Source organism: Pseudomonas persica (genome assembly GCF_900291015.1).
Taxonomy (GTDB): Bacteria; Pseudomonadota; Gammaproteobacteria; order Pseudomonadales; family Pseudomonadaceae; genus Aquipseudomonas.
The window spans coordinates 137,703-149,802 of record NZ_OLKL01000006.1; the positions used below are offsets into that span (position 1 = coordinate 137,703).

Genomic DNA, 12,100 nt, shown 5'->3' on the forward strand with positions numbered 1-12,100 from the left:
GATCTGATCCATGAGCAGTACTGTCGCGGCGGGGACCTTGGCCAGTGCGCCAGGTTTCCTGTCGAAGGAGCGCATTATCGCCCGCCCGGGCTTCAACCGCTGGCTGGTCCCGCCAGCCGCCTTGGCCATTCACCTGTGCATCGGTATGGCCTATGGCTTCTCGGTGTTCTGGCTACCGCTGTCGCAGGCCCTCGGCATCACCGCCCCGGTCGCCTGCGCGGCAGACATGGGCTTCTTGGCCCGTATGTTCAGCGCCGAATGCGATTGGCCGATCTCCATGCTGAGCTGGATCTACACCCTGTTCTTCGTCTTCCTCGGTTGCTCGGCGGCCGTGCTGGGTGGCTGGCTGGAACACGCCGGCCCGCGCAAGGCCGGCCTGGTGTCGGCACTGTGCTGGTGCGGCGGCATGCTGATTTCGGCCATTGGCGTGAAAACCCACCAGCTGTGGCTGATGTGGCTGGGCTCCGGGGTAATCGGCGGTATCGGCCTGGGCCTGGGCTACATCTCGCCGGTGTCGACCCTGATCAAGTGGTTCCCGGACAAGCGCGGCATGGCCACCGGCATGGCGATCATGGGCTTCGGCGGTGGGGCCATGGTCGGTGCACCGCTGGCCACCGCGCTGATGGGCCACTTTGGCAATGCGCAGGAAGTGGGTGTGTGGCAGAGCTTCGTGGTCATGGCGGTGATCTACTTCGTGTTCATGACCGCCGGTGCCCTGGCGTATCGCGTGCCGCCGACCGGCTGGAAGCCCGCAGGCTGGAGTGCCCCATTGAAAAAGGCTGGCAACACCATGGTCACCGACCGCCACGTGCACGTCAGCGTGGCCTGGAAGACCCCGCAGTTCGTCCTGATCTGGCTGGTGCTGTGCCTGAACGTGTCGGCGGGTATCGGCATCCTCGGCATGGCTTCGCCGTTGCTGCAGGAAGTGTTCGCCGGCAAGCTGCTGGGCAACGGGCTGAGCTTCAGCGAGCTGAACAGCGCCCAGCTGGCGCAGATTGCCGCGATCGCCGCCGGTTTCACCGGCCTGCTGAGCCTGTTCAACATCGGCGGGCGGTTCTTCTGGGCGTCGTTCTCGGACTACATTGGCCGCAAGAACACCTATTTCGCCTTCTTCGCCCTGGGCGTGGGCTTGTACAGCCTGGTGCCGAACATGGGGCACCTGGGTAACGTGGCGCTGTTCGTGGCGGCGTTCTGCATCATTCTGTCGATGTACGGTGGTGGTTTTGCCACGGTACCGGCCTACCTGGCCGATCTGTTCGGCACGCAGATGGTCGGCGCCATTCATGGCCGCCTGCTGACTGCCTGGGCGGCGGCGGGGGTGCTGGGGCCAGTGCTGATCACCTACCTGCGCGAGTATCAGTTGGCAGCGGGGGTGGAGCGTGCAGTTGCTTATGACATGACCCTGTACATCCTCGCCGGCCTGCTGGTGCTGGGCTTTGTCTGCAACATGCTGGTGCGACCGGTGGCCGACAAGCATTTCATGAGCGATGCCGAACTGGCTGCCGAGCGGGCGTTGAGCCATGACAAGGGCGCCGACGGGGCGCGGTCGCTGGAGTGGAAGGCGGCGCCGGGAAGCCTGCCGCTGGTGCTGTTGGCCTGGGCGGTGGTGGTCGTGCCGTTGGCCTGGGGGGTGTGGGTTACCCTGCAGAAGACGGCGGTGCTGTTCCATTGATCAGCGGTAAAACCGGCTGACTTCGCTGGCTGTACCGGCCCTATCGCCGGCAAGCCAGCTCCCACAGGTACTGCACAGGCCTTGAGGGCAGCGCGGTCCAGGTGGGAGCTGGCTTGCCGGCGATGGGCTGCAAAGCAGCCCCAGACCATCCCAAATTACCGGGTTGTATAGACCTGTAACGGTATCCAGCCTGCGTAATTCCTCGTTTTGCCATATGTCATCCGCGTTTCAAGCCGGCGCGTTCTAGGCCTATAATGAAGACCTTTTCGCCCAATGATTTTGCGGAGCTGGTGATGGTTGAACGTAAGGCTTCCGTCGAGCGCAACACCCTGGAAACCCAGGTCAAGTGCTCGATCAACCTCGATGGCAGTGGCAAGGCCCGATTCGATATCGGTGTGCCTTTCCTTGAACACATGCTGGACCAGATCGCCCGCCATGGGCTGATCGATCTGGATATCGAGTGCAAGGGTGACACGCATATCGACGATCACCATACCGTCGAAGACGTCGGCATCACCCTGGGCATGGCATTCGCCCAGGCCATCGGTGACAAGAAGGGCATCTTCCGCTACGGCCACGCCTACGTGCCGCTGGACGAAGCGCTGTCGCGCGTGGTCATCGACTTCTCCGGTCGCCCGGGCCTGCAGATGCACGTGCCGTACACCCGCGCCAGCGTTGGTGGCTTCGATGTCGACCTGTTCCAGGAGTTCTTCCAGGGCTTCGTCAACCACGCCCTGGTGACCCTGCACATCGACAACCTGCGTGGTCACAACACCCACCACCAGATCGAGACCGTGTTCAAGGCTTTCGGCCGCGCCCTGCGCATGGCCATTACCCTCGACGAGCGCATGGCCGGGCAGATGCCTTCCACCAAAGGGTGCCTGTAAATGCAGACGGTAGCCGTAATCGACTATGGCATGGGCAACCTGCACTCGGTGGCCAAGGCGCTCGAGCACGTAGGTGCCGGTAAAGTGCTGGTCACCAGTGATGCCGCGGTCATCCGCGAAGCCGACCGTGTGGTGTTCCCGGGGGTGGGCGCGATTCGCGACTGCATGGCCGAAATCCGCCGCCTGGGCTTCGACAGCCTGGTGCGCGAAGTCAGCCAGGACCGCCCGTTCCTCGGCATCTGCGTGGGTATGCAGGCACTGCTTGACCACAGCGAAGAAAACGACGGTGTCGACTGCATCGGCCTGTTCCCCGGCCAGGTGCGTTTCTTCGGCAAAGACCTGCAAGAAGACGGCGAGCACCTGAAGGTGCCGCACATGGGCTGGAACGAAGTCGGCCAGACCAACGACCACCCGCTGTGGCACGACATCCCCGACCGTGCGCGGTTCTACTTCGTGCACAGCTATTACATCAATGCCGGCAAGCCGGGCCAGGTGGTCGGCCGCGGCCATTACGGGGTCGATTTCGCCGCTGCGCTGGCCGATGGCTCGCGCTTTGCCGTGCAGTTCCACCCGGAGAAGAGCCATACCCATGGCCTGCAGCTGCTGCAGAACTTCGTCGCCTGGGACGGGCGCTGGTAACCCATAGCTTCAAGCTTCGAGCTGCAAGCCTCAAGCAAGCTTGCAGCTCGTGACTTTCTGAGGAACAAGCATGCTGATTATCCCCGCTATCGATCTGAAGGACGGTGCCTGCGTGCGCCTGCGCCAGGGCCGCATGGAAGACTCCACGGTATTTTCCGACGACCCGGTGAGCATGGCCGCCAAGTGGGTCGAGGGTGGCTGCCGCCGCCTGCACCTGGTCGACCTCAACGGTGCCTTCGAAGGCCAGCCGGTCAACGGTGAAGTGGTCACTGCCATCGCCAAGCGCTACCCGACCCTGCCGATCCAGATCGGCGGCGGCATCCGCTCGCTGGAGACCATCGAGCACTACGTCAAGGCTGGCGTCAGCTACGTGATCATTGGCACCAAGGCGGTCAAGCAGCCGGAGTTCGTCGCCGAAGCGTGCAAGGCCTTCCCGGGCAAGGTCATCGTTGGCCTGGACGCCAAGGACGGCTTCGTCGCCACCGACGGCTGGGCTGAAGTGAGCTCGGTGCAGGTCATCGACCTGGCCAAGCGCTTCGAGGCCGATGGCGTTTCGGCGATCGTCTACACCGACATCGCCAAGGACGGCATGATGCAGGGCTGCAACGTACCGTTCACCAAGGCGCTGGCAGAAGCCACCTCGATCCCGGTGATCGCCTCGGGCGGCATCCACAACCTGGGTGACATCAAGGCCCTGCTGGACGCCAAGGCCCCGGGCATCATCGGCGCCATCACCGGCCGTGCCATCTACGAAGGCACCCTCGATGTCGCCGAGGCCCAGGCCTTCTGCGACAACTACCAAGGCTGAGGACTGAACCATGGCACTGGCCAAGCGCATCATCCCTTGCCTGGACGTGGACAACGGCCGGGTGGTCAAGGGCGTCAAGTTCGAGAACATCCGTGATGCCGGAGATCCGGTGGAAATCGCCCGTCGCTACGACGAGCAAGGTGCCGACGAAATCACCTTCCTCGACATCACCGCCAGCGTCGATGGCCGCGACACCACCTTGCATACCGTCGAGCGCATGGCCAGCCAGGTGTTCATCCCGCTGACCGTGGGCGGTGGCGTGCGCACCGTGCAGGACATCCGCAACCTGCTCAATGCCGGTGCCGACAAGGTCTCGATCAACACCGCCGCGGTGTTCAACCCGGAGTTTGTCGGCGAGGCAGCGGACCGTTTCGGCTCGCAGTGCATCGTTGTCGCCATCGACGCCAAGAAGGTGTCCGGCCCGGGTGAGGAGCCGCGTTGGGAGATTTTCACCCACGGCGGGCGCAAGCCGACCGGGCTGGATGCCGTTGAATGGGCGAAGAAGATGGAAGGCCTGGGGGCTGGCGAGATCCTGCTGACCAGCATGGACCAGGACGGCATGAAGAACGGCTTCGACCTGGGGGTTACCCGTGCGATCAGTGATGCGCTGGGTATTCCGGTGATTGCCTCGGGCGGGGTGGGTAACCTGCAGCATCTGGCTGACGGCATTCTGGAAGGGCATGCCAGTGCGGTGCTGGCGGCCAGTATCTTCCACTTTGGCGAATACACCGTGCCGGAGGCCAAGGCCTACATGGCTTCGCGCGGGATCGTCGTTCGCTGATCGATTGATTGGGGCTGCTTTGCAGCCCATCGCCGGCAAGCCAGCTCCCACAGGGACGGCACAAGGCTCAGGGCCTGCGCTGTCCCTGTGGGAGCTGGCTTGCCGGCGATGGGCCGCAACGCGGCCCCAATTGCATCAACCGTGATTCTTGCCGAGCAAGGCGTGATACAGCTCGGTATCCCCAAGAATCCCCACCACCTTGTCGTTGTCCTGCAACACCAGCTTGTTGCCGGTCTGGTAACGAATCTGTAGCGCGTCGCGCATGCCGATATCGGCATTTACCAACGTTGGGCGGCGGCCCAGCAGCTCCACATCCTGCCCTGGTGCCCAGTTCTGCAGGTCAAGCCCGTTCTGCCCTTGGCGTGCGCGCTTGATCGAGCCACCTTCGCCAAGGTCCAGCCACGAGTCGATGCCGGGATCGATGCACACCGAGCCATTCACCCGCTTGCAGTTGTCCAGGCTGCGCATCAGGCTGCGCCCGCACAGCACGTTCAGCGGGTTGGTATGGGCGACGAAGGTGCGCACATACTCGTCGGCCGGGTTGAGCACGATCTCTTCCGGCTTGCTGTACTGGATGATCCGCCCGTCCTTCATGATCGCGATGCGGCTACCCAGCTTCAGCGCCTCGTCCAGGTCGTGGCTGACGAACACGATGGTCTTGCTCAGCTTGGCCTGCAGGCCAAGCAGCTCGTCTTGCAGGCCTTGGCGGATCAGCGGGTCCAGGGCCGAGAACGGTTCGTCCATCAGCAGGATGTCGGCATCCATCGCCAGCGCCCGGGCCAGGCCCACGCGCTGCTGCATGCCGCCAGACAGCTCGTCCGGCTTCTTGTTGCGCCACTGGGTCAGGCCCACCAGCTCAAGCTTCTCGTCAACCAGCTTGCGCCGTTCCTTCTCGGGGCGACCCTGCATTTCCAGGCCAAAGCTGATGTTCTCGCGCACCGTCAGCCAGGGCATCAGGGCGAACTTCTGGAACACCATGGCAATGCGCTTGGTGCGCATCATCTTCAGCTCGGCCGGGGTGCAGTGGGCAATGTCGATGTGCTTGCCTTCGTGCTCGACGAACAGCTTGCCGCGGCTGACGGTGTTGAGGCCGTTGATGCAGCGCAGCAAACTCGACTTGCCGGAACCGGACAAGCCCATCAGCACACAGATCTCGCCCTTCTGGATGTCCAGGTTGGCCTTCTCGACGCCTACCACCAGGCCGGTCTGCTTGAGGATCTGCTCGCGGGTCTTGCCCTGGTCGAGCAGCGCCAGCGCCTCGCGCGGCTTGTTGGAGAAGATGACGTCGACGTCTTCGAAACGAATGATGCTCATGCTTCACCCCTTACCGGCAGGTCCGGTTGCTTGCAGATACGGTCGAGCATGATCGCCAGCAGCACGATCGCCAGGCCCGCTTCGAAGCCCAGGGAAATATCGGCGGTGTTCAGTGCGTTGACCACAGGTTTGCCCAGGCCGTCAGCACCGACCAGGGCGGCAATCACCACCATCGACAGCGACAGCATGATGCACTGGGTAACGCCGGCGGCGATGCTCGGCATCGCGTGCGGCAGTTCGATACGGGTGAGCAGCTGGCGCCGCGAGCAGCCAAAGGCCTTGCCGGCGTCCATCAGTTCCTGCGGGACGTCGCAGATGCCCAGGTAGGTGAGGCGGATCGGCGCGGCGATGGCGAACACCACCGTCGAGATCAGCCCCGGCACCACACCCAGGCCGAACAGGGTCAGGGTGGGGATCAGGTAGACGAAGGTAGGTACCGTCTGCATCAGGTCGAGTACCGGGCGCATGGCGGTATAGAACATCGGTTTGTGCGCGGCGACGATGCCCAGTGGCACGCCGATGGCCACGCATACCACCGTGGCGAAGGTGACCTGCGCCAGGGTTTCCATGGTTTCCTGCCAGTAACCCAGGTTGAGGATCAGCAGGAACGACAGGGCAACGAATGCGGTCAGCGCCCACTTGCGCTGGATTAAATGCGCCAAGGCGGCGAACAGCGCGATGAGCACGAACGGATTGAAGAAAGTCAGGGCACTGGTGACGCCATGGATCATGAACTCCAGGCCTTGCGCGATGGCGTCGAAGTAACTCGCGCCGTTCTGGGTCAGCCACTCGACGAACGACGCGATGTACTGGCCCAGGGGTATTTTCTGATCGATGAGCATGATAGCGAGCTTCCACCTGCATAGATTGAAATCAACCCGGGGCAGACACGGACCTGCCCCGAGGTAGCGCTATTGCGTATTTCGTTATTGCGTCAGCTTGGCCTTGGCCGCCTCAAGGCCGGGTTTGCCATCAACGGTGGTGACGCCGGCCAGCCAGGCATCCAGCTTGCCAGGGTTGTCCTTGAGCCACTTCTTGGCAGCCGCCTCGGGTTTCATCTTGTCGTCCAGGACATAGCCCATCATGGTGCTTTCATCCTTGAGCTCGAACGACAGGTTCTTCAACAGCTGGCCAACGTTGCTGCATTCCTGCGCATAGCCCTTGCGGGTGTTGGTCAATACGGTCGCCTTGCCGAAGTCGGGGCCGAAGTACTCGTCCCCGCCGGTCAGGTACTGCATCTTGAAGCGGGTATTCATCGGGTGCGGTTCCCAGCCCAGGAACACCAGGGCCTCGCCGCGTTTCTGCGCGCGGTCGACCTGCGACAGCATGCCGGCCTCGCTGGACTGGACGATCTTGAAGCCGGCGTCCTTCAGGCCGAAGGCGTTCTTGTCGATCATGCTCTGGATGGTGCGGTTGCCATCGTTGCCGGGCTCGATGCCGTAGATCTTGCCGTCCAGTTCCTGCTTGAACTTGGCAATGTCGCTGAAATCCTTCAGGCCCTTGTCATACAGTGCCTGGGGCACGGCCAGGGTGTATTTGGCGTTTTCCAGGTTGGCGCGCACGGTTTCTACAGTGCCGGCGTCGCGGTACTGCTTGATGTCGTTCTCCATGGTCGGCATCCAGTTGCCGAGAAACACGTCCAGGTCCTTGCCGGTGGCCAGCGACTTGTAGGTCACCGGTACCGAGATCATGGTGGTGTGGGTCTTGTAACCCAGTGCTTCGAGCACAACGCTGGTGGTCGCAGTGGTGACCGTGATGTCGGTCCAGCCGACATCCGAGAACCTGACCGTCTTACACTGCTCGGGCTCGGCTGCCTGGGCCAGCACGGGCGCGGTCAGCATCGCAACCAGCAACAGCGAGAGTGAACCTTTCATGGATGGACTCCTGTGGATTTTGTCTTCGGGTTCGCGTGGTCGCCGGGCTTTCTGGGTGTCCGGTCGACAAGGCCTGCAGAGGGCAGGATGCGTGGCCGTGCTTTACGAGTCGCTTTCGATAATCCTCCAGCGCCGGGCAATCGCCTACTGGTGGGGTCGTAACCAGTACGGAACGGGTCGTATCCAGTATGGGCGATGTCGCTTATGGATTTTTCCACCCCCTCGGCCGCATTTTTGCGTCACCAGTCCGCTGGAAAACGGCCTGGCGAGGCAGCTCCTTAGGTAAAAACAGCGCGGCGCTGCTGGACAAAAGTACGTCGGTTGCAGACGGCGAGGGGGGCGGTAAAAGCCCGATGATGCGTGCATTCAAGGCGGCCTGCTGCTTCAGCCTAGCAGCTGCCGCGCCCTGCGCATGGCGCGCAGAGACAAGCCCAGCAAGAGGTGATTCGACAATGGCCATCAGCGTGTTCGACCTGTTCAAGATCGGTGTCGGGCCTTCCAGCTCCCACACCGTCGGCCCCATGCGTGCTGGCGCCCTGTTCGTCCAGGGGCTGCGTGAGCGCGGCGAACTGGAGCAGGTAAAGCGGATCGAGGTGCGCCTGTATGGCTCGCTGTCGGCCACCGGTGTCGGCCACGGCACCGACAACGCCACCATCATGGGACTGATGGGCGACTGGCCTGACGCCATCGACCCGACCCAGATCGGGCCGCGGATCGCTGACCTGCGCGAAACCAATACCCTGAAGCTGGACGGGCGCCTGCCTATCCAGTTCATCTGGGCCCGCGACATGCTGTTGCTGGACGAGAACCTGCCGTACCACCCCAACGCCATGACCTTGATTGCCGAAGGCGAGCGGGGCGAGTTGCACCGCGACACCTACTACTCGGTGGGTGGCGGCTTCGTGGTCGATGCCGCGCAGGCGGCCAGTGGTGTGCTGGACGCCGACCAGACGGTGCTGCCATATGACTTCAACAGCGCAGCCGAATTGCTGCAGCTGTGCAAGCAAAACGACCTCAGCGTGTCGCAATTGATGATGGCTAACGAAAAGGTCTGGCGTAGCGAAGAAGAGATTCACGCTGGCCTGCGCAAGCTTTGGGAAGCCATGCAGGAGTGCGTCAACAACGGCCTGAAGTACGAGGGCACGCTGCCCGGCGGGCTGAACGTGCGCCGTCGCGCCGCCAAGCTGCACCGCAGCCTTCAGGAAATCGGCAAGCCCAACGTGATCGGCTCGACCATGAGCGCCATGGAGTGGGTCAATCTGTTCGCCCTGGCGGTCAACGAAGAAAACGCCGCCGGCGGGCGCATGGTCACCGCGCCGACCAACGGCGCGGCGGGTATCATCCCGGCGGTACTGCATTACTACATGCGCTTCAGCGATGCGGTGGACGAGTCGAGTGTGACCGACTTCTTCCTGAGCGCTGCGGCGGTCGGCATCCTGTGCAAGAAGAACGCGTCCATTTCCGGCGCCGAAGTAGGCTGCCAGGGTGAGGTTGGTTCGGCCTGTGCCATGGCCGCTGCCGGCCTTGCACAAGTACTGGGAGCAACCCCGCCGCAGCTGGAAAACGCTGCGGAAATTGCCCTGGAGCACAACTTGGGCCTGACCTGCGACCCAGTCGGCGGGTTGGTGCAGGTGCCGTGCATCGAGCGCAACGCGATTGCCGCGGTAAAAGCCATCAACGCGGTGCAGATGGCCCTGCGTGGTGATGGCGAGCACTTCATTTCCCTCGACCAGGTAATCCGCACCATGCGCGATACCGGGGCCGACATGCACGACAAGTACAAAGAGACCTCGCGTGGTGGCCTGGCGGTCAGCGCGATCGAGTGCTGATAGCTTGATCCGACCTCAAGGGCCTCTTCGCGGGTGAACCCGCTCCCACAGGTACTGCGTTGCTCTTACTCGCGGTGCTGTACTTGTGGGAGCGGGTTCACCCGCGAAGAGGCCCTTGAGTTTGACGCAGGTGCAGCACAGCCACCAATGCCTCTTTATGGTGCAACGCGACGCATACCGATCGTCGGGTGTCGCTATCAGTGTGGGCATTGTCGGTGACACTCAAGAGTGTCGTTTCTGGGCATCCTACACTGCGCGTGTCACCAAATTGCTCAGCCGTTACACGCACGGCGCCTAGCACGCCCGTTTTACGAAGATTGGCCCACGCGATCCAAGCACCTGATTTGCCGAACAAAGGCGTCGCTTTCAGGTTTTTTTGGATGGCCGTTCAATTTCAGGCACGGCGTTTGCGTTGAAATTGGCACCAAAGCGCCCCTGCACATGAACCCGGGGCCATACATAACAAGAATCAGTGCTCGCCTGAGGCACACCCCTGCATTTGTGTGAGGAGAAATCGCGATGACGTCGTACACCTCCGGGAACCCAACCCAGAACCGCACAGCCCCCCAGTCCATCGGGTTTCTCCTATTGGACAATTTCACCCTGATTTCCCTGGCGTCGGCCGTCGAGCCGCTGCGCATGGCCAACCAGCTGTCCGGCCGTGAGCTGTACCGCTGGCACACCCTCACCGCCGATGGTGGGCAGGTGTGGGCCAGCGATGGCTTGCAGATAACCCCTGACGCCGCGATGCACAGTGCGCCCCCCATCGATACCGTGATTGTCTGCGGCGGTGTGGGTATCCAGCGCAGCGTCACCCGCGAACATGTCACCTGGTTGCAAAGCCAGGCCCGGCAGTCGCGCCGCCTGGGCGCGGTATGCACCGGTAGCTGGGCCTTGGCCTGTGCCGGGCTGCTGGATGGTTTCGATTGCAGCGTGCACTGGGAATGCCTGGCGGCCATGCAGGAGGCCTACCCGCGGGTCAACATGAGCACCCGCCTGTTCACCCTCGACCGTAACCGCTTCACCAGCTCTGGCGGCACTGCGCCGCTGGATATGATGCTGCACCTGATCAGCCGCGACCACGGCCGTGAGCTGTCGGCGGCGATCTCCGAAATGTTCGTCTACGAGCGCATCCGCAACGAACAGGATCACCAGCGCGTACCGCTCAAGCACATGCTTGGCACCAACCAGCCGAAGCTGCAGGAAATCGTCGCGCTGATGGAGGCCAACCTCGAAGAGCCGATCGATCTGGACGAACTGGCGGTATACGTGTCGGTATCGCGCCGCCAGCTCGAACGCCTGTTCCAGAAGTACCTGCACTGTTCGCCGTCGCGTTACTACCTGAAGCTGCGCCTGATCCGCGCCCGGCAGTTGCTGAAGCAGACACCGATGTCGATCATCGAAGTGGCGTCGGTGTGCGGCTTTGTGTCTACCCCGCACTTCTCCAAGTGCTACCGCGAGTACTTCGGCATTCCGCCGCGTGACGAGCGCGTGGGTTCCAACACCGCGCAGCAGGTAGCGATGATGCCGATCCCGCAGGCCATGACCCTGTCGCCGCACAGCGGGCCGATGGCGGCCCTGAGCCAGGCGCGCAACGAGTCGACCTTTGCCAGTGTAAGGCTCTGAAACGGCACTGGCCTCTTCGCGGGTAAACCCGCTCCCACAGGTACTGCACTGCTTTTGAGTTCAGTGCAGTACCTGTGGGAGCGGGTTTATCGAGGCGTCGAACCGCCGCGAAGAGGCCAGTACAGGAAAATCGGTCAGGCGCGCTTGTTGAATTGCGCCAACGCTGGCAACAGCTGCTTGTCGATGGCCTGGCGCACCGCCGGCAGAATCGTCGCGCTACCGGTATACATCTGCTCCACCATCCCCTTCAGCGCCCGCGCATTGGGCTCGGTCAGCCCACGCACTACCGCTTCGCAGGCCTGCTCGGCAGTAGCCCCGGCCGGAATCTCGAACCCGCGCGCGCGCAGGTGGCCTGCCAGATCGTCCTGGTCAATCAAATCCGCATGCATCATGGCTGTTGTCCCTTTTATCGCTAAGAGAGTGCTGCTGTGATTTACGACCGATTCTGTGACGCCGGCGACATGCCCGCAACAACAGAATGGCGCCATGGCTGCTTTGGCTAAGAACAGGTCGTTTACGGCTAAATCCACCTGCCGGGAAGTGCGCACACTCAAGCCATCTACCACAGCGCAGGGTTTGGTCACCCGTGTTTGTGCACAGTGGATGTTGCTCGCTCTTGGCCCCGGATGCTCACGGCTTTCCGGGGTTATTTTTTTGCCTGAATACATAG

11 protein-coding genes are annotated in these 12,100 nt (G+C 62.6%); 7 read left to right on the forward strand and 4 right to left on the reverse strand.

The genetic code is table 11. The features are described 5' to 3' along the window. The first annotated feature begins 10 nt into the window (after positions 1 to 10). The 5 genes from FQ664_RS01855 (at position 11) to hisF (ending at position 4,787) form a co-directional block, all read left to right on the forward strand. Complete coding sequence (locus FQ664_RS01855) at positions 11 to 1,672, forward strand: OFA family MFS transporter (RefSeq protein WP_144170196.1); 1,662 nt, start codon at positions 11 to 13, stop codon at positions 1,670 to 1,672. A 293-nt stretch (positions 1,673 to 1,965) separates the two neighbouring features. After that, positions 1,966 to 2,559 (forward strand): imidazoleglycerol-phosphate dehydratase HisB, encoded by a 594-nt coding sequence (hisB, locus tag FQ664_RS01860; protein WP_003255736.1) that lies wholly within the window; start codon positions 1,966 to 1,968, stop codon positions 2,557 to 2,559. After that, positions 2,560 to 3,198 (forward strand): imidazole glycerol phosphate synthase subunit HisH, encoded by a 639-nt coding sequence (gene hisH / locus FQ664_RS01865; RefSeq protein ID WP_144170197.1) that lies wholly within the window; start codon positions 2,560 to 2,562, stop codon positions 3,196 to 3,198. Between the two features lie 70 nt (positions 3,199 to 3,268). Further along, positions 3,269 to 4,006 carry a 1-(5-phosphoribosyl)-5-[(5-phosphoribosylamino)methylideneamino]imidazole-4-carboxamide isomerase gene (gene hisA, locus FQ664_RS01870; RefSeq protein ID WP_003257484.1) on the forward strand — a complete coding sequence of 246 codons (738 nt, stop codon included), beginning with the start codon at positions 3,269 to 3,271 and terminating at the stop codon, positions 4,004 to 4,006. A 10-nt stretch (positions 4,007 to 4,016) separates the two neighbouring features. After that, positions 4,017 to 4,787, forward strand: a complete 771-nt coding sequence (hisF, locus tag FQ664_RS01875; RefSeq protein WP_013970495.1) for an imidazole glycerol phosphate synthase subunit HisF — start codon at positions 4,017 to 4,019, stop codon at positions 4,785 to 4,787. Positions 4,788 to 4,922: 135 nt separating this feature from the next. Here the strand turns inward: hisF and choV are convergent, their stop codons facing one another. The 3 genes from choV to FQ664_RS01890 form a co-directional block, all read right to left on the reverse strand. Beyond that, a complete protein-coding gene (choV, locus tag FQ664_RS01880; RefSeq protein WP_144170198.1) occupies positions 4,923 to 6,101 on the reverse strand; it encodes a choline ABC transporter ATP-binding protein in 1,179 nt (392 codons plus the stop codon). Then, positions 6,098 to 6,946, reverse strand: a complete 849-nt coding sequence (gene choW, locus FQ664_RS01885; RefSeq protein WP_178090941.1) for a choline ABC transporter permease subunit — start codon at positions 6,944 to 6,946, stop codon at positions 6,098 to 6,100. The genes choV and choW overlap by 4 nt, the downstream gene beginning before the upstream one ends. An 81-nt stretch (positions 6,947 to 7,027) precedes the next feature. Then, positions 7,028 to 7,975 carry a choline ABC transporter substrate-binding protein gene (locus FQ664_RS01890; protein WP_144170200.1) on the reverse strand — a complete coding sequence of 316 codons (948 nt, stop codon included), beginning with the start codon at positions 7,973 to 7,975 and terminating at the stop codon, positions 7,028 to 7,030. Positions 7,976 to 8,427: 452 nt separating this feature from the next. On the opposite strand from FQ664_RS01890, the gene FQ664_RS01895 reads away from it, so the two are divergent. Further along, on the forward strand, positions 8,428 to 9,804 hold the full coding sequence (locus FQ664_RS01895; protein ID WP_144170201.1) for an L-serine ammonia-lyase: 1,377 nt from the start codon (positions 8,428 to 8,430) through the stop codon (positions 9,802 to 9,804). Positions 9,805 to 10,323: 519 nt separating this feature from the next. Next, entirely contained in the window at positions 10,324 to 11,430 is a 1,107-nt protein-coding gene (gene gbdR / locus FQ664_RS01900; RefSeq protein ID WP_144170202.1) for a choline metabolism transcriptional regulator GbdR, read from the forward strand. Positions 11,431 to 11,564: 134 nt separating this feature from the next. On the opposite strand, the gene FQ664_RS01905 is transcribed toward gbdR, so the two are convergent. Beyond that, positions 11,565 to 11,822, reverse strand: coding sequence for a hypothetical protein (locus FQ664_RS01905; RefSeq protein WP_046614493.1), 258 nt, complete (start codon positions 11,820 to 11,822; stop codon positions 11,565 to 11,567). Between the last annotated feature and the right edge of the window lie 278 nt (positions 11,823 to 12,100).